Below are 19,192 nucleotides of genomic sequence, written 5' to 3'. Positions count from 1 at the left end.
TATATCATATTAGAGAAGTAAATATGCGGAAGGCTAAACAGGAGGATGATCGTAATGTCATTTAAACATTTAAAATACTATCCAGAACTTAACCAGGTAACAGGCAGCGTTAATGCAACAATCGTATTATTACAGCTGGAATATTGGTTTGAAAAGTGTAAGGGCAATAAGTTTTATAAGTTCTTAGAGTGCTGTGAGCATGAAAAGTACAGACAAGGAGATAGCTGGACCGAGGAGCTAGGTTTTACAAAGAATGAATTTCGAACAGCTTTTGCCAAGATCGGTAAGGCGTATAAGTCTAAAAGGGCATTTAATGAAAGTCAAGATATATTTGAAGGGAAGTACTATGCCTCTTATTATGACAGAATTAAAGGGCTTACTTATTATATAAGAAATAATGAAGCGCTAGAGAAGCTGCTAGGAGAAGATCGTGAAACATTAATACAAGAGTACGTAGGTGGCCCTGCATATTTAGGGAGCACAGAGACAGAGATTTCCATAGATCAAGAAAGTGCATCTCCAATATCAGTAGATTACAACAAATTATTAACATCAGTAAAAGACACACATACTACAGCGTGTGTGCCCTATGATAACTACATCCAGAAGCCGCAAAAAACAGCCAATCAGCCTAGAGGTAAGTTTCTGGATATGTATTCTCATAACTGGGATTTTGAAGAGCTGGAGAAGTTAGAAGACCAGTATATCAGCCAGAAGGTAAATGAGCTTCAGCTGGCAGCAGCTATATAGGAGGCATGTATCTATGGGTAAATATAAGACGCCAGACCAACTTAGAGAAAGTATTAAGCAAAATAGGAGCAGGTTAGAAAACTGCTCCAAGCATGTTTTTATAAAAAATGAAGATATTCATACTTATATACCGAGATATACCTGCCAAAATTGTGGAGGATCAGTAGGACAGGCAGAGAAGGACTATTATGAAATAGGATTAAAGCATGGAAGTAAAGAAGCTATTCTAAGACAGGTATACTCTAAATAATAGTGAGCAGGCCAAGGCCCCTTCTAATTTTAGGATACCTTTTCAAACTGACTGTTATAAAGCTCCGCATAAAAGCCGCCTTTTGCAAGAAGGGTTTCATGATTGCCGCTTTCTATAATATCTCCGTCTTTCATGACTAAAATAATATCAGCATTTTTAATAGTAGAGAGTCTGTGGGCGATAATAAAAGATGTTTTACCGACAGATAGTTTATCCATAGCTTGCTGAATCAAAATTTCAGTACGTGTATCTACGGAGCTTGTCGCTTCATCTAAGATTAAAAGAGGTGCATTATCTATCATGGCACGGGCGATAGTAATAAGCTGTTTTTGACCTGCTGAGAGACTGGCTTTGTCATTAAGAACTGTATCATAACCTTTGGGGAGGGTTTTGATAAAGTGGTGAAGTCCCACAGCTTTGCAGGCGTTAATCACTTCTTGATCTGTAACACCTGGTTTACTGTAAATAATATTTTCTTTAATGGTGCCTTCAAAAAGCCAGGTATCCTGTAAAACCATACAAAATAATTGGTGAACATTTTCACGGGTTAGAGCACTAATAGGAATACCATCTATTTTAATTTCTCCACTGTCTAATTCATAAAAACGCATGAGAAGATTAACCATAGTCGTTTTTCCTGCACCTGTAGGACCAACTATGGCAACTTTTTGTCCTGCTTTAATATGTGCCGAAAAATCATTAATAATCGTTTTGTCTTTTGTATAGCCAAAATGTACATGAGAAAAAGTAACATCTCCTTTAACTTCTTCCAGTTTCGCATGTTTATGACTTTCATCTTCTTGGGTCTGTTCCTCTAAAAATTCAAAGACTCTTTCACCAGCGGCAGCAGTGGACTGCAAGTTAGTAGCAGCTTGTGCCAGCTGAGAAAGGGGTTGGGTAAAGAGGCGGATATAAATCATAAAGGCAACGATCACACCAAAGGAAATAGAACCGTTTATAGCAAGCGCAGCACCTACAATACAAACGACTACATAGCCCAAATTACCAATAAAATTCATAAGGGGCATCATAAGACCAGACATAAATTGTGATTTCCAAGCAGAATTATAAAGACGTTCATTAATAGAAGCAAAAACTTCATGGGCCTCTTTTTCACCATTATAAGCTTTAACGATTTGATGTCCTGCGTAGATTTCTTCAATATGACCATTGATTTTACCCAGTTCACTTTGCTGCTGGATAAAATATTTCTGAGATTTAGAAATAATAAAGGTCATTAAGAAAAATCCCAAAGAAGTGGCAAGAAGGGCGGCAAGTGCCATAAGCCACTGGGTATAAAGCATCATTACCAAAGAGCCCAAAAACATAATCATAGCATTAAGAAGTGTAGGCAGACTTTGGTTTAAAGTCTGACCAATGGCATCTACGTCATTAGTCACACGGCTTAGGGTATTGCCATAACTTGTTTTATCAAAATAACGGAGGGGAAGCTGATTTATTTTTTGGGTGATATCAGTCCTTAGATTTTTGGATATTTTCTGAGAGAGAGATGCCATAATAAATCCTTGCAGATAACTAAACAAAAAACCAAGACCATATAAAACAGCAAGAAATAAACAAATACGTATAACACCTACAAGATCAATGGTTGAAAAAAGCCCTTCTGTGATCAAATCAGTAATATCACTGAGTTTGCCAGGACCTATCAGAGAGAAAACGGAGGCTGCAGCCGAAAGTAAGAGCGCAAGGAGAATAACTGGCAGATCGTTTTTGCAATAAGCTAGAAGTTTTTTGATGCTTGTTTTAAAATCTTTAGGTTTTTCCCCGGGGCCCATACTTTTAAAGCCACCGGGAGGTGAGCCAGCGGGACGCAGGGAAGAAGCAGAGCGCCTGTTGCTGTTTTCTTTATTATATTCATTTTTACTCATTTTCAAGTTCCTCCTTTGAGAGCTGTGAGTATGCAATTTCTTGGTAAATCAGGCAAGATTTTAATAATTCTTCATGGCGTCCCATACCTACGATCTGCCCTTCATCTAAGACGATAATTTTATCTGCATCTTTAATGGTTCCTATACGCTGAGCCACAATGAGTTTAGTTGCTTCAGCTGTATCTTCTTTAAGTTTAGAACGAAGTATACGGTCAGTCTTATAATCAAGAGCAGAAAAAGAATCATCAAAAATATAAATCTCAGGCTGTTTATAGATAGCTCTTGCAATACTAAGCCGTTGTTTTTGACCACCAGAGAGATTCGTTCCGCCTTGGGAAATAGGGGCGTCATAAGTCCCTTCCATTTTTTCAACAAATTCACTGGACTGGGAGATATTAAGGGCTTTTTGAGTAAGAGCAGCAGATTCTGAGTTCGTAGTATTTCTACCATAGGTCAGATTAGAGTTTATAGTACCTGTAAACATAACTGCACGCTGAGAAACATAACCTAGTTTGTCTTGCAAAGCTTCTTTGGTATAGGCTTTGACATTGACACCATCTACTAATATTTCTCCTTCTGTCACATCATAAAAACGACAAATAAGATTAATGAGGGAGCTTTTGCCGCTGCCTGTGGAGCCAATAAAAGCAATAGTTTCTCCAGCATGAGCCTTGAAATTAATATTTTGCAGGACATATTCTGAGGAATCAGGGTATTTAAAACTTACATTTTTAAATTCAATTTCACCTTTTAGCGTTTGGTCAGAACCTGTATAACTTCCAGGAATAATTTTTGATGTGGTTTCTAAAACTTCATTGATACGTTTGGCAGATACAGAGGCTCTGGGATAAAGAATGAATATCATGCTTAAGAGCATAAACGCCATAATAACTTGCATAGCGTAAGCTGAAAAAACCACCATATCAGAAAACAACCTTAACTTTTCCGTAGCTTCAGCAGCATTAATGAGGATAGCACCAATCCAGTAGATCGAAAGGGTAAGCCCAGACATAATAAGTGTTATGCTAGGGAATAAGAGGGCCATTATGCGGCTTACAAAAAGGTTGGTGGATGTCACATCTTGATTAGCTTTTTCAAACTTTGCTGCTTGATACTTTTCAGCATTATAAGCTTTGACGACACGGAGTCCTGTAAGGTGTTCACGGGTTACACGGTTTAAGTTATCTGTAAGCTGCTGCACAATCTTAAATTTTGGAATGGCAAAGATGACAATAATAGAAAGCATAATCAGCAAAAATACTACGGCAACGCCTGTAGCGAGGGTCCACTCAAAATTTTTGCCAGATATTTTTATAATAGCCCAGACGGCAAGAATAGGTGCTTTTACAATAACCTGGAGCCCCATAGCAATAAAGGTCTGAATCTGGGTAATATCATTGGTAGAACGGGTAATCAGACTGGAGGTGGAAAAGTGATTGATTTCCTCCATAGAAAAAGATAAAGTTTTATTAAAAACCATAGATCTTAGGCGCATAGATAAACCGGCAGCTACTTGGGAAGCAAAAAAACCTATCACAAATGAGGTAAGAAGGCTACCAAGGGCACATAAAAGCATAGCGCCTCCAGAAAGCCATATAGCATTTATCTGGCTGTCTTTAGTCTGGACTAAAGTAGTGATCTTAGCCATATAATCTGGCAGCTTTAAATCAAGCCAGACTTGAACGACGATTAAAATAATACAAAAAAGAATAAAAAGCCATTCCTTTTCTTTGAACTGTTTAAATATTTTAAACATAATCAGAGCTCCTTTATAGTTAATTTTTAACAAGTTGTAAGCTGGCTAACAATTTGTCTTATTTTTTAGCCGCCTGAGACTAGGCGGCCTATTCTTTAATATTTTTTTTAATTTTATCAAGTAAACAAAAAAGGGTATCTAATTCTTCTGAACTAAGTCCTTGGGTAACCTGGAGTTCCAGTTCCTTTAGCTTTGTACGTAAGGCATCATGAAGGATAAGAGCTTTTTCGGTGAGTACCAATTTTTTGAGCCTTGCATCATAGTCTACAGGAATACGGTTTATCAGGTTTTTAGATTCCATAATGGTTAAAATCTTTGAGGCTGTTGAACGACGTATAGAAAATTTTTCTTCTAGATCCTTCTGAAAAAGATCTTTCTCCTGATTACAGTACAAATACCCCATAACCCACCAATTAGTACCTGTCATACTGGTGACATCCGCCATATCTTTATAAACAGAGGCGGCGGCATTATCAATGTGTCTTTTGATGAGATTAGCAAGGACGTTAATTTCAAAACCGATTGTTTTTTGGGGTTTCACAAGGCTACCTCCCTTTATATTTGTTAGCTAACTAACATTATATTTGGGGAGAGTTGTTTTGTCAATGGATATAATAGGGCCGCAAGGGGAGGGCGGTGAAACTTTAATTTTTCCGTCACTGTCGTTCCAAGTCAAAATAAAAGTTCCCCCGCCCTCCCCTTGCTACGTGTTTGAAAGTGCAAGTAATTAGTGAAGAGATTATCGGACAACAAGTGCCCCTTTTACGCGGTAAATATGTGCTTTCCAGTTCAGGTGATTAAAATTTTGTTCCTGCAAGCAAGCAAAGATTTTCTGGGCAAATAGATTATAAGGCTGCTTGTAGACAGTGATCCCAAGTTCTTCGCATTCTTCAAAATCATCTAAGCTTACCAGAAGTATGTCGTCGATATTGCTTTTTATCAGAGTCTTTTTTAGAGCTATGGCTAAGTCGCCGTCGCTGCAAATAACGCTGTCAGGCTTGTAGGTTTGGTAAAAGTATTCAAAAGAAAATTTATCTGTTTTATTGGCACGATAATTTTTAAAGTCCCAAGGGAAGCTCCAGATGCTGCCTGTAGGGGATAACCTTTCGAATTCGTGTTCACGTTCCTGATAGCTTGAAGGAGTAGTGTTTTCGCGGGTTATATAGGCAATGCCTTTATTACTTTTGGCTGAGACATATTGATATAAAGAAGAGATAGCATCGCGGTTATCTAAACAAACACAATCTGCATAGGGGGAATTGACAGTAATATCAAAAAAGACAATATTCATACCAAGTCCTCTTAGACGCTTGATAGAATGGCTGCTAATCGTCTCATAATCCAGCCAAATCACCACATTGTGAATGTTATTTAGCAGTAATTTAAATAATGTATCATCCAGGGATTCATGTTCAGACTGCTGAATAAATACAATAAGAGAATGATGTTGATCGGCTACTTTTTGAAAATGATCAATAAAAGTGGCAAAAAAGCTGCGTTGAGCAGGGGCTACAAGAGCAATTATATCAAGATTTCCGTTATAGCTTTGCTGACGTAAAGAAACAACGGATCCTTTGCCCAGTTTGCGCTCAATGATCCCATCTGCTTCTAATAGGTTAAGCGCTTTGCGCACAGTGTCTCGGCTCATATTATGTTGCTGGGCCAAAACTCTTTCAGAGGGAAGGATTTCTCCATCATTATAAATTCCTTTATATATTTTTCGCATAATATTGTTTTTTAAAGTCATATATAATAAGTCATTTGCCATTGAAATCCCTCCTGTATATTGGTATGATATCAACATACCAGTATTGTGTCAATGTTAACTTATTTTATAAAGGCAGGTGCATAATGAAGAACCATATTCGTACAATCAAAAAGATTATTACAGGGCAAAAAGCAGTAGACGGTGCAGGGGTAAAATTAATACGTATTTTTGGTTATCATGAAACAAAAGAGTTTGATCCTTTTTTAATGATGGATGCGTTTGACTCAACTGATCCTAAGGATTATGTAAAAGGCTTTCCTTGGCATCCGCATCGGGGGATTGAAACAATAACTTATCTGGTTAAGGGAGATATTGAGCATGGAGATAGTCTTGGCAATAAGGGGAGTATTTTAGATGGTCAGTGTCAGTGGATGACATCAGGCTCGGGGATTATCCACCAGGAGATGCCACAGCCAAGTGATAGGATGCTGGGCGTTCAGATTTGGCTGAATATGCCGGCGGCGCAGAAGATGTCAGCACCACGGTACTGCGGTATATTAAAAGAAGATATTCCAGTTATAGAGGAACAAGGTCAGAAAGTTCATATTATTTCTGGCAGCTACAAGGGGCATCAAGGTGCAGTAGAAGGCGAGTATGTCAAGCCACTTTATCTGGATGTAGAAGTTGATCCGGGGGTTTCGTGGTCTGTGGATTGTGATCCTAGCTGGACTTTATTTGTGTATATTATGCAGGGGTCAGCGGCCTTTGGGGCTGATGATGAAAAGCTGGTATCAGAGAAACATTTGATTTTATTTAATGAAGGAAATACCTTTACGGTAAAAGCAGCTGAAGCAGGTGTAAGGTTTTTGCTTCTTGCAGGAGCGCCTCTTAAAGAGTCTATCGCATGGGGTGGGCCTATTGTGATGAATACGGATGAGGAGCTTCAGCTGGCTTTTAGGGAGCTTGATGAGGGGACGTTTATTAAGGAGTAGGAGGTTGCTTGAATCAAGGGCCGCAAGGGGAGGGCGGTGAAACTTTAATTTTTCCGTCACTGTCGTTCCAAGTCAAAATAAAAGTTCCCCCGCCCTCCCCTTGCTACGTGTTTGAAGATGTAAATGAAAAAACTGAATAAGAATTAAAGATGGACTAAGGCTATTTCCCTATAATATGAGGGAGTAGCCTTATAGTTTGCTACAAACTTATGAAATTATCAGAAGTGTCTTAAAAACATAGAAAATACTAGAATTATGGGATATAATTGTGATAAAAGAGATTCAATAAGGTTTGCGATATAATGATAAGAGGTATTTTAACGTTCAAGAGGGGCAAAACGAGATAGAGGATTTGATAGAGGAGCTAGGGCATTTCTTAATGGGGGACAAGGGAATAGTGGGAAGATACAAATAAATAGTTAAGATAGAATAGAGAACCTAGAAGAAAGTAAGAAATAACTCAGAAAACAATTAAGGGATGAGCTTATGAAAAAATTAAGGGTTTTAGTAGTTTGGGAAATTTTAAGGCGAAAGACTGACAGTACTCGTCAACTGACTATTAATGAGATAAACAATATATTACAAAACGAGTACAATATCTATTGCGATAGAAATACATTAAAAAGAGATATAGCAGTATTAGAAGAAGCGGGGGTCAAAATCGAAGAATTACGTTGTGCCCATAATACATCATGCTATTATGTGAGAAGAACTTTTAAGGCTTCTGAAATCAGAATACTGCTGGATTCTTTGGGAGCTAATAAGTTTGTAAATGATCAGATAAAACATATACTTACAGATAAATTAGGAAGACTTATCTCAGAAAGGCAGCGTCTTAGCATTACAAGTTTTGTGAGAATAGATCCTATTGTTCCCAAAGAAATTGATATGCTTACAAATTTAGAAAAGCTTCATCAGGCGATCAGTCAATATAAAGAAGTAAGTTTTCAATATGGCAGATACGATATTACTAAAAAGATTCAATTTACAAGGAGCTCCAAGCAAGTTATTCCGAAAGCCATCTATTTTCATAATGATAGATATTACCTTATTGCATATAAGGAAGAAGCCCTACGGCATTATCGTGTAGACAGAATGATATCTGTTATGCTGCTTCAAGAACACTGTTATAGAGAAATAATAGATTTAAAAGGCTATGCTTTAAGACACTTTGATATGTTCAGCGCAGATGAGATCAGTTTAATAAAAGTAAGAGCAAAAAAGCAATTGATGGATTCAGTGATTGAAAAATTTGGATCAGAAGTATCCATAAGAAAAGATGATTTAGATCATGATAAATTTATTTTTCATGCCTATGTGGGAATAGGTAAAGGTCTGGTAAGATGGGTTTTAAAGCAAGGTAAAGATATGGAAGTTCTCGAGCCGTCCCAATTACGAGAATGTATAAAAGAAGAAATAGTGAAAATGACAAAAATGTATTTATCCAGCTAAAAAGTTGGATTATTTTTTTGCAATCTTTCCAGATGTCCAAGAAATGAATATCTGGAAGTGTAAAATAGAGTAATAATAAACAAACATCAATATTTCCATATTGCTATTCAATATTTTAAATTCTACTAGCAGTATATTATTTGAATTATATAAAATATATTGACAATTTAAAATTATGATATTATTATTTAAATAGGAAATATCGTAAAACCATATAATAACATTTAGGATAATATTATTATATTAAGCTGAGCAAATATCTATAGCTATATGCAACCAGTTTATAGAACTAAGTTTATATTAGTACAAATAAAATGTTTGGCCAATTATGTATAGGGGAAGGCTGTTTACTTGCATGTTTATTAAAGTTAATATAGGCTCAAAGGAATGTAAAAAAATGGTATTAAATGGTATGAAAATTAATTTAATATACCCATCATGGAATTTTGAAAAACCTTTATAAGTGAGGTGATAAAATTTTATCTTTATTTAATTGACAAAGGAGGTGAAATAGTAGTGAGGATACATTTTACAATGGAACTAAAAAATGAAAGTATACCTATTGATTATCGTAGAAAGTTTATATCTTACTTGAAATTTTGTATAGAAGAAAGCAACCCAAAATTCTATCAAGAACTCTATGGTAAAGGCAAAAACATAAATAAAGACTTTACAATGGCAGCTTATTTTGTTCCACAAACTAATTTTTTAAAAAACTCTATAGTTGTAAAAAGTAAAAAAGTAGTATTAAATCTATCAACACCAGATGCCTATTTAGGTGTGCAGTTTTATAACGCATTATGTAGCAAAAAGCATACATGGTACCCTTTCTCAAAAGATAATGCTATAAGGCTAGTTGAAATACATAGTGAAAGAGAGAAATTAATTACACAAAGACAAGCTGTTTTTAATACACTATCTCCAATAATTATTAGAGATCATGATAGAGACACTGGAAAAGATTGGTTTTATACTTTTGAAGATGAAGAAGCTGTAAGTGTTTTAAAAAGAAATCTTAAAGGAGAGCTGACTGGAAAGTTTGATAGAGATATTAGCCAAGATATTGAACAGCTAGAAATTGAATTTTTACACATGAAAAAGGTAGTTATAAAAAGTTATGAATTAAAAATTCCTTGTTCTTTAGGAACTTTCAAGATGGAAGGGGAATCCTATTTGCTCCAATATCTTTATCTTAGGGGGGTAGGAGGCAAACGTTCCCTCGGCTTTTCATATCTAGAACTGTTATGACAATAATATAGAAATGGAGGTGGTGAAAATGGAAAAAGAGAAGATAAAGCTTACATTAGGGGACTGGATGTGGAATGCTGCTGTAACTGGATTTATTAATATCGTAAGAGAAGAAAATGTTACTTATAGTGGAAATACTGTGGAAGTTCCTATAAGTTGCTTTGAGAATTTTGAAGAAAAATACTTTATGTATTTTATTAATACATATGAGAGAACATTGCCTTGGTATAGGCTTGTCAGCTATAAAAATATAATTGCTTCTTATAAAGAAAATGGATACAGTACTTTAAATCTCAAGCAATTGCAAGCTATTAACAATTTCATCAAGGATGTTGCAAAAAAATATCTTAGTAGCAATAGCTTTAAAGCAGCCTTTGAACTCATGGGAAACAAAGAAGGGGTGGAGAAGCTGGAAAAAAGCCTGCAGAAAATAAAAGAGCCTAAGGACGAAGCTACTTTTACTAAAACAAGAGATAGTATAATTGAAGAAGTTAGAGGGCAGTTTAAGATTCTGGAAGAGGCTATTGAACACTGTAGTAGCACAAAAGGCAGAAGGTATATAGGCGCCAAAAATGTTATCTATAATATAATCAAAAATGGGTGGAATGGTGTATGTGTTTTAAATCCTCAAACGAAGATTAAAGATATTTATGAAGACTATAAGACCTATTTTGTAGATGTTGCTCGTGAGTACATACAAAATACAAATACCAAAAACAAATACAATTGTTTTACCTGTGGGGCCCCTATAAAAGATTTAAAGAATGATCTAAGTTTTATGAATCAAACGGGATTTGATACAGCAAGAAAACCATCGCATGTCTGGGATTTTGTGAATGATATTGCAACATGCCCAATATGTAGATTAGTTTATTCTTGTCTTCCAGCCGGTTTTGTTTATATAGGAGGAACAGGTCTATATATTAATGCTAATGTGGATATGAAATATAACTTTAAAGTAAACACGCATGTAAAAGCAGAAGTTTTAAGCCAAGAGATAGATAGCTACTCACCTAAAAAGATATATGCGGCCTTGATAAATGCTTTAAAAGTACAAGAAGTTAAAAAGGATAAATATGAATTAGCAGATGTTCAGCTCGTTCGTTATGAAAATGAAAATTATAAGTTTAACTTACTGCCTATAGCAACAATAGAACTAATTCGTCATTTTAATAAGGAACTTGTAGGAGATGGTGACAGGAAAGGTTTGATAGGAGCAAGCTATAAGGAAGGAAAAGAGATTATTGGTCTTCATCAACAAATATTAAACCAAATCTTTAATAATCAAAATTTATTTTTACTAATTAATAAACTACTGCACTATAAACTTTCGTTTCCTAGCAATTGTTTTTTTCACTTGGGGCATATTGTAGATATGTTAAAGATTAATATGCAATTAATTCGAAATTTAGGAGGGATGGTAGGGATGGACAAAGAGCGAGATTACTTAAAAGAAGCCAAAGGAGCAGGATTTGGTCTGAGAAATGCTTATATAGGCAAAGATCCTAGTACAGGGAAAATTCCAGGTATTAGCTATCGCTTATTAAATGCACTTAAAACAGGGAATAAAAATATGTTTATGGACTTAGTGTTAAATTGCTATATGTATGTAGGACAAGCAGTACCAGCAATTATTACTGAAGTTTTAAGGGAAGATGATGAGCTATTTAGTACCATAGGCTATGCCTTTGTAGCATGTTTTATTGATGGAGATAAAGGTAATAAGGGGATTGAAAAAAATATTAATAATGAAAATAGAATAATAAATGGTGGAGAGGGGTTAGTAAGATGAGTGAATTAAAAAGCAAAGGATTAACAATGACTATTGTATTTCAGGCAGAAAGTGCAAACTATGGTGAAAGTGTAGGGAATGTAGCTTCTTTAAAGAAAATATCCAGAAATAAAGGAGAGCAATATACTTACATATCAAGACAGGCCATAAGATATAATATCGCCGAACAACTAGGCGAGATATTAGCTCCAGTTGCAGCAGAAGGAAGTGGAGATAAGTCGGTCATTCAGTTTAGTGAGGAAGCGACTATTGATAAATATCCTGAAGTAGACTTTTTTGGTTATTTAAAAACAGAAAAAGGGACAGGAGGCAAAAAAAGAAGTGCTAAAGTAAGATTATCTCATGCCATTTCCCTTGAAACTTTTAAAGGAGATTTAGATTTTCTGACCAATAAAGGACAAGCCGATAAAATGAAGAGCAACATGAATATTGCTCAAGCAGAAATCCACAAATCTTATTACCGATATACCATTGTAGCAGATCTTGATCAGATAGGTTCAGATGAGGAGTATGGCATAGAGCTTGAAAAATCTGAACGGGCAAGACGGGTAAAGAAGTTATTAGATACTGTTGCATTGTTATATAGAGATATTAGGGGTAGAAGAGAAGATTTAAAACCTCTATTTGTTATAGGTGGTGTTTACGATATTAAAAATCCAGTATTTCAAAATGTAGTCTCAGTAAAAAATAATTGTATTATGGTAAATGAAATCAATGGGGTGATGTATGATGGTATAAAAGAAAGTACTCATACAGGCATTATAGATGGACGATTTGATAATACAAATGAAATAAAGGAGGTATTGCAAGCCACAACAATACCTGAGTTTTTTACAGCTCTGAAAAAAGAGGTGGATATGTACTATGAAGGGAATTAGGCTTAGGATTTCACAAGAAATGGTGAATTATAAGAAGCCTACTAGCTTTCAGCTAAAGGAAACTTATCCTTTACCACCCTATTCAACAGTTATTGGTATGATTCATAGTATGTGCAGATATACGGCCTATCATCCCATGCAGGTGAGTATACAGGGGAAATATTTCTCTAAGGTCAATGATCTTTTTACAAGATATGAATTCAAAAATGGGATGCCATATGACGACAAAAGACATCAACTAAAAGTAAATAACTTTGGTATTTCGAGAGGGGTTGCTACTACGGAGCTTTTAGTAGATGTAGAATTGATGTTGCATATTGTACCAGAAGATCAAAGCTTAGTTGATGAAATATACAATTGTTTAAAAACACCTTTTGAATACCCTTCGCTAGGAAGAAGAGAAGATTTAGCAGTTATTCAGGAAGTAAAGGTTGTTGAGATTAAAGAGGAGCATATTGAGAAAAGCGAAGAATTGTCTTATGGTTATGGAGCCTATATTCCTGCCTCATATTTAAATAGCGATATAGAAATTGATTCTATTGAAGGAGTAGCCTATCCAGGAAGCCGCTACCAGTTGAATAAAAATTATGAGTTAACCAACTATGGATCTGTTAAAGCACCTAAGATATTTAGGAAATGGAAGACTGTAGAAGTATTTTATGCTCATAAGGTTACGATGAAGCGTAAAAGATCTTTCTATAAAGATGAAGAAAATCATTTTGTTTTTTTAGCATGACCTATTTCGTAGAAAAGGAGACTAAAAAGAAATGATTATTGACGAAAGATTCATTGCTAAGACCATTCCAACGAGAAAAGATATTCAAGGGCATACCGATGATCTGTTACGCAATTTGGAACTCATAAAGGAGATATATCCTAACTTAAAAGTAGACTGGGACTTATTAAGGTTTGCCTGTATCTACCATGATCTGGGGAAAATGAATGCTAGGTTTCAAGCAGCAGTTCATGGAAAAGGCAAAAAAACAGGAATTCCTCATGGCCTATTGAGCCTAGGATTTATTGATGTTGATTATTTAGAAGAAAAAGAATACAGCGAACAGGATATCAAAATCTTGTTTCATGCAGTAGCTTATCACCATGAAAGAGATATCAATTATAGTTTAAATGAGATTTGCGATGAGATAAAAACATTAAAAGATAGTTTTGAAGTATTTGAGTATTCGAAGCTTCCTACCAGATTTTTTGATCCTAAGTTTGATAAATTATTTTTTCACCCAGGACAAAGGCTCTATGAGGATAAAGATGACACCTATTTCTTTCAATATGTTATGTTAAAAGGTCTTTTGAATCGCATTGATCATGCGGCTAGTGCAGAGATATCTGTAGAATATAAAGATGATTTTCTTATGAAATCCATGAAAGAGCTTTTAAAGAAATGGAAAGAAGAAAAACCAGAGAGTAAATGGAATGATTTGCAACAATATATGTTAGGACATCAAAATGAAAATGTTATCGTTATTGCACAGACAGGAATGGGAAAAACGGAAGCCGGCTTATTGTGGCTAGGGGATAATAAAGGCTTCTTCACCCTCCCTCTGAAGAGTGCCATTAATGCAATATATGCTCGGGTTAAAAATGGTATCGTTGTAGAAGATATTGAAAATCGAGTAGGACTGCTTCATTCCGATACACTTAAAGTATATTTAGAACGGGAAGAAGAGCTGTCAAAAGAAAAAAATAAAGAAGATGAGATCTTAGAATATCAATTTGAAAATTATTATACCAGTACAAAGCAGTTGTCCTTACCGCTAACTATTTGTACATTGGATCAGATTTTTGATTTTGTATACCGCTACAGAGGATTTGAATCGAAGCTTGCCACCCTTTCTTATTCCAAAATTATTATTGATGAAATACAGATGTATGCACCAGAACTTGTGGCGTATCTAATTATTGGCTTATCTTATATCACAAAGCTTGGAGGTAAATACGCCATATTGACGGCAACGCTACCTGGAGTAGTAAGAGATCTAATGACATTAGAAGGTATTCAACCTCCCCAAATTGAGATATTTACAAACGAATGGATAAGACACAGTCTTAAGGTTATTGAAGCATCTATAGATGAAGACAAAAGCATTTCACAAATGGTTAACGCTTTTGATGGCAAGAAAGTTCTTGTAATTTGTAATACTATTAAAAGAGCTAAGTTAGTCTATGAAAAGTTAAAGAAGGCATTAGAGGAATATGGTAAGTCAAGTATTTATTTATTACATAGTGGTTTTATAAGGACTGATAGAAGCGAAAAAGAAAATAGGATTATGGAAACTGGTAAAAAGGGTAGTAAAAAACATGAAATATGGGTAAGTACTCAAATTGTTGAAGCTTCGCTGGATATCGATTTCGACTGTCTTTTTACTGAGTTATCTGACCTTAATGGTTTGTTTCAGAGAATGGGAAGATGCTATCGCCACAGAACATTAGATGTAGATTATAACTGCTTTATATTTACTGGAGGCAGTGAGAAGTGTAGTGGTATAGGAGCTAATTCAGTGATTGAACCAGAAATACATGAATTATCAAAAGAAGCGCTTAAATTTAATGGAGAAATAAGTGAAGACAGAAAGGTGAAAATGATAGATGAAGTCTACTCGATTAAAAAGCTTAAAGATACTTCATATTATACAAAGATAGAAACGACTCTTCGGTATGTAAAAAGCATAACAGAGTATGAGTATACAAAGCGGGATATTAATACAAGATTTCGCGATATCAAGCAAACAGCAGTCATCCCACTACCTGTATATCTTGAACATCAAGCAGATATTAATAAAAATCTAGAAATACTTAAAGATACATTCCATATTTCAAAAAAAGAGAGAAATAAAGCAAGAGAAGCTATTAGAGATTTGATGGTGCCAGTACATAGTAGCTTGGCGATAAATACCATTTTTGAGAAGATGGTGGGAAAAGGCATCGAGATCATTGTAGTTGATGCAGGGTATAGCACTGAAGAAGGAATAAGCTTTGAAAAAACAAAAAATAAAGAGTATCAAGATGTGGAAAATAGAATGTTTTAATCTTTGGGAGGTGCAATATTGCGAATTACAGGGACTATGTTCTATTATTACTTTGTTTGTAAGCGAAAGCTTTGGTACTTTATAAATAACATCACCTTGGAAAAAGAAAATGACAATGTGCTCCTTGGTAAACTACTAGATGAAAGCAGTTATGGTAGAGAAGATAAACAAATTTTAATAGATGAAACAGTTAATATTGACTTTATTAGAGATTGGAAAGTACTCCATGAAATTAAAAAAAGTAAAAGTATTGAGGAAGCCTCTATATGGCAGGTGAAATATTACCTGTATTTTTTAAATCAACGTGATATTCAGGTAGAAAAAGGCGTACTAGACTATCCAAAGCTTAAACAAAGAAAGGAAATTTACTTAGAAAAAGGAGACACTGAACAAATTACTAATATTTTAAAAGATATTGAGCATATTGCGAGTCAGGAAATAAGTCCTCCTATCATTCATTCAAAGATATGTAAGGCTTGTGCCTATTATGAATTTTGCTATATATAAAGGGAGGCGAAAAGATGTCTGAAAGTATGTATCTATTCTCTGACGGGGAATTAAAGCGTAAAGATAACGTTTTAAGGATGACAGCTCCTGATGGTAGTTTTAAAGATATAAAAATCAATGTAACAAGGGATATCTATCTTTTTGGAGAAGTATCTTTAAATACCAAAACCTTGAATTATGCAGGGCAGCTATCAATTCCTATACATATTTTTAATTATTATGGATTCTATACAGGCAGTTTTTATCCCAAGGAAACTAATGTTTCGGGCAAGCTTCTAATAGAGCAGGTTATGCATTATACGAATAAAGAGCAGCAACTTGAAATTGCAAAAGCTTTTATTGAAGCAGCCAGTTATAATATTTTAAGGAATATAAGATATTATAATGAGCGTGGTCGAGATTTTGAAGATACTACTTCTCAAGTAAAAGTATTGCGTAATGAAATAGAACGAACTAAAGATATCCATACTTTAATGGGTGTGGAAGGTAATATCAGAAAGATATATTATAGTTGTTGGACGAGTATTATAAAACAAGAAGTAGATTTTGAAAAGCGTGTAAAAAGACCGCCAGATAACATGGTTAATACTTTAATTTCCTTTGTCAATTCGTTAGTCTATACCAGTTGTCTTTCAGAAATTTATGTAACACAGCTTAATCCTACAATAAGCTTTTTACATAGTCCTGGTGAAAGAAGGTTCTCACTTTCTTTAGATGTTTCAGAGATATTTAAACCTCTGGTAGCTGACCGACTGATTTTTTCAATGCTAAATAAAAATATGATAACAGAAAAAGATTTTGAACAAGATTCAAATTATTATTATCTGAAGGAAGGCGGAAGGAAAAAAGTATTGAAAGAATATGATGAGTGTCTTAGTAGAACAATTAAGCATAAAGAACTTAATAGGGATGTATCTTATCGGCATCTCATGCGATTAGAGTGCTATAAATTAATTAAGCATCTAATGGGTGATAAAAAATATGAAGGGTTCAAAATTTGGTGGTAATATGTATGTTGTTCTTATTTATGATGTAGAGGTTGAGGGTAGTGGAGCAAAGGCATCGCGAAATATATTCAAAACGTGTAAAAAATATCTGACACATGTTCAAAAATCTGTTTTTGAAGGAGATATAACACCTGCTTTACTACAACAATTGAAATTGGAGTTAAACAAATATATTAGAAAAGATAAAGATTCTATTATTATTTTTAAAAGCAGAGAAGAAAGATGGATGAAAAAAGAGTTCTGGGGTAAAGAAGATAAAAAAACATCTAATTTTTTCTAAGATGTACTATCAGAAAATTTGGTGTATAATAATTGATATAAAAGGCTGTCGATCTTTGGTGATGTAAAAAAGCAGGGGGCACGACAGAGCGTTAAAACCTATTGAAATGGTGATTTGGACAGAAGCTTAAATGTTTTATCTATTAAGATGTACATAATCTAAAATAAGTAGACAGAAACAGGAGTTGTAAGCTTTGAAGAATCAACGTTTTTATGGATTGGGGTATTAATAGAAGCATCCTGGAATGTAAATTTAACTATTTTGCTAGGAATCGAATTAAGCGTTTGAGTATTAATAGAAGCATCCTGGAATGTAAATATTCAAGTTGATGATTACCAAGGAACATGATATCAGGGTATTAATAGAAGCATCCTGGAATGTAAATATCTTTCCATCAGCAAACTCAACATGAAAATTACTTCGTATTAATAGAAGCATCCTGGAATGTAAATTAATAAATAAATCCTGAACCAGTAGTCTTTGTATAAGTATTAATAGAAGCATCCTGGAATGTAAATCATGACGAAGCAATAAATCAAACTGTTCAGAAGTAAGTATTAATAGAAGCATCCTGGAATGTAAATGTAGAAAAAGACCTCATAGCACTTTCAACATCTACTAGTATTAATAGAAGCATCCTGGAATGTAAATATAGATGATGTACCATGTAAAAACTCACCCATAGAGTATTAATAGAAGCATCCTGGAATGTAAATACTAATAACTCGAACTGTAGTATCATATGAATCAGGTATTAATAGAAGCATCCTGGAATGTAAATTCACTAATAATAGTCATAAAATATTTATTTATATAGTATTAATAGAAGCATCCTGGAATGTAAATGAACCTGATCCAGACATTACACCAATGGCAGAAGAAGTATTAATAGAAGCATCCTGGAATGTAAATCAAGTAAATCGCAATCACTTTGAGTTGCTCTAACAGTATTAATAGAAGCATCCTGGAATGTAAATTCAGTATTTAATAATTCATTAATACCAATTTCAGGGTATTAATAGAAGCATCCTGGAATGTAAATTATTTAGACATACTATTCCCCCTTTCAAGGTATCAAAGTATTAATAGAAGCATCCTGGAATGTAAATACAAATACTATAGGTAAATTAGCAATCTCCTTATCCGGTATTAATAGAAGCATCCTGGAATGTAAATTTAAACTTATAATGATTATCTCCAAAACCTGTTTTCGTATTAATAGAAGCATCCTGGAATGTAAATATCAGTAATAGTTCTATATTAGTGATAGCTTGACCTAGTATTAATAGAAGCATCCTGGAATGTAAATTGAAGTTATAGAAATATCAACACCGTTTTTGGTTAAAGTATTAATAGAAGCATCCTGGAATGTAAATTGCTCTAAGTAAAACTCTAAACGTGCCATTGGCATAGTATTAATAGAAGCATCCTGGAATGTAAATTCTGTTTCAGCCATTTCATCTGTAAAGTGAGGGCTTGTATTAATAGAAGCATCCTGGAATGTAAATTACAAAGACACCGTTAAGTCTCAGCTAAAGAAAGAGGTATTAATAGAAGCATCCTGGAATGTAAATCTTAAAATAAGAGATATACGGAATAGAGAGTATATAGTATTAATAGAAGCATCCTGGAATGTAAATTA

Annotated in this window: 16 protein-coding genes and 1 CRISPR repeat array (1 of these 17 cut by a window edge); of the genes, 12 read left to right on the top strand and 4 right to left on the bottom strand. The window is 34.5% G+C overall.

Features of this window, described 5'->3' with window-relative positions; translation table 11 throughout:
* The first annotated feature begins 54 nt into the window (after nt 1-54).
* Complete coding sequence (locus tag BN3326_RS07490) at nt 55-750, top strand: hypothetical protein (RefSeq protein WP_069998577.1); 696 nt, start codon at nt 55-57, stop codon at nt 748-750.
* 13 nt (nt 751-763) lie between these two features.
* Nucleotides 764-1,000 (top strand): hypothetical protein, encoded by a 237-nt coding sequence (locus BN3326_RS07485; protein ID WP_069998576.1) that lies wholly within the window; start codon nt 764-766, stop codon nt 998-1,000.
* 29 nt (nt 1,001-1,029) lie between these two features.
* Here the strand turns inward: BN3326_RS07485 and BN3326_RS07480 are convergent, their stop codons facing one another.
* The 4 genes from BN3326_RS07480 to BN3326_RS07465 all read right to left on the bottom strand — a co-directional run bounded on the left by BN3326_RS07480 (nt 1,030) and on the right by BN3326_RS07465 (nt 6,413).
* Entirely contained in the window at nt 1,030-2,889 is a 1,860-nt protein-coding gene (locus BN3326_RS07480; RefSeq protein ID WP_069998575.1) for an ABC transporter ATP-binding protein, read from the bottom strand.
* The gene (locus BN3326_RS07475; RefSeq protein WP_069998574.1) at nt 2,882-4,645 is read right to left on the bottom strand and encodes an ABC transporter ATP-binding protein; all 1,764 of its coding nucleotides are present in this window, start codon (nt 4,643-4,645) and stop codon (nt 2,882-2,884) included. The genes BN3326_RS07480 and BN3326_RS07475 overlap by 8 nt, the downstream gene beginning before the upstream one ends.
* Before the next feature lie 88 nt (nt 4,646-4,733).
* A complete protein-coding gene (locus tag BN3326_RS07470) occupies nt 4,734-5,186 on the bottom strand; it encodes a MarR family winged helix-turn-helix transcriptional regulator (protein WP_069998573.1) in 453 nt (150 codons plus the stop codon).
* A 198-nt stretch (nt 5,187-5,384) separates the two neighbouring features.
* On the bottom strand, nt 5,385-6,413 hold the full coding sequence (locus BN3326_RS07465) for a GntR family transcriptional regulator (protein ID WP_069998572.1): 1,029 nt from the start codon (nt 6,411-6,413) through the stop codon (nt 5,385-5,387).
* Between the two features lie 83 nt (nt 6,414-6,496).
* Between BN3326_RS07465 and BN3326_RS07460 the strand changes: the two genes are divergently transcribed.
* The 10 genes from BN3326_RS07460 (at nt 6,497) to cas2 (ending at nt 17,550) form a co-directional block, all read left to right on the top strand.
* Nucleotides 6,497-7,345, top strand: coding sequence for a pirin family protein (locus BN3326_RS07460; RefSeq protein ID WP_069998571.1), 849 nt, complete (start codon nt 6,497-6,499; stop codon nt 7,343-7,345).
* Between the two features lie 486 nt (nt 7,346-7,831).
* On the top strand, nt 7,832-8,797 hold the full coding sequence (locus BN3326_RS07455; RefSeq protein ID WP_069998570.1) for a helix-turn-helix transcriptional regulator: 966 nt from the start codon (nt 7,832-7,834) through the stop codon (nt 8,795-8,797).
* Between the two features lie 516 nt (nt 8,798-9,313).
* Entirely contained in the window at nt 9,314-10,045 is a 732-nt protein-coding gene (gene cas6 / locus BN3326_RS07450; protein ID WP_069998569.1) for a CRISPR-associated endoribonuclease Cas6, read from the top strand.
* 28 nt (nt 10,046-10,073) lie between these two features.
* Nucleotides 10,074-11,837: a type I-B CRISPR-associated protein Cas8b1/Cst1 gene (gene cas8a1 / locus BN3326_RS07445; RefSeq protein WP_069998568.1), complete on the top strand. Its 1,764-nt coding sequence runs from the start codon at nt 10,074-10,076 to the stop codon at nt 11,835-11,837.
* Entirely contained in the window at nt 11,834-12,715 is an 882-nt protein-coding gene (gene cas7i, locus BN3326_RS07440; RefSeq protein WP_069998567.1) for a type I-B CRISPR-associated protein Cas7/Cst2/DevR, read from the top strand. Before cas8a1 ends, cas7i begins: the two co-directional genes overlap by 4 nt.
* The gene (gene cas5b / locus BN3326_RS07435; RefSeq protein WP_069998566.1) at nt 12,702-13,451 is read left to right on the top strand and encodes a type I-B CRISPR-associated protein Cas5b; all 750 of its coding nucleotides are present in this window, start codon (nt 12,702-12,704) and stop codon (nt 13,449-13,451) included. Before cas7i ends, cas5b begins: the two co-directional genes overlap by 14 nt.
* Nucleotides 13,452-13,482: 31 nt before the next feature.
* On the top strand, nt 13,483-15,756 hold the full coding sequence (locus BN3326_RS07430) for a CRISPR-associated helicase/endonuclease Cas3 (RefSeq protein ID WP_069998565.1): 2,274 nt from the start codon (nt 13,483-13,485) through the stop codon (nt 15,754-15,756).
* Between the two features lie 18 nt (nt 15,757-15,774).
* Entirely contained in the window at nt 15,775-16,263 is a 489-nt protein-coding gene (gene cas4 / locus BN3326_RS07425) for a CRISPR-associated protein Cas4 (protein ID WP_069998564.1), read from the top strand.
* A 14-nt stretch (nt 16,264-16,277) separates the two neighbouring features.
* Nucleotides 16,278-17,270: a type I-B CRISPR-associated endonuclease Cas1b gene (gene cas1b / locus BN3326_RS07420; RefSeq protein WP_069998563.1), complete on the top strand. Its 993-nt coding sequence runs from the start codon at nt 16,278-16,280 to the stop codon at nt 17,268-17,270.
* Entirely contained in the window at nt 17,245-17,550 is a 306-nt protein-coding gene (cas2, locus tag BN3326_RS07415; RefSeq protein ID WP_330389655.1) for a CRISPR-associated endonuclease Cas2, read from the top strand. The genes cas1b and cas2 overlap by 26 nt, the downstream gene beginning before the upstream one ends.
* A 222-nt stretch (nt 17,551-17,772) precedes the next feature.
* A CRISPR array of direct repeats spans nt 17,773-19,192; the repeat unit is 30 nt; unit sequence GTATTAATAGAAGCATCCTGGAATGTAAAT; it runs 4,103 nt beyond the window's last position.

The organism is Cellulosilyticum sp. I15G10I2 (genome assembly GCF_900095725.1).
Lineage (GTDB): Bacteria > Bacillota > Clostridia > Lachnospirales > Cellulosilyticaceae > FMMP01.
The sequence above is the reverse complement of the archived record's forward strand: the minus strand, read 5'-3'. Positions and strand labels throughout refer to the sequence as shown.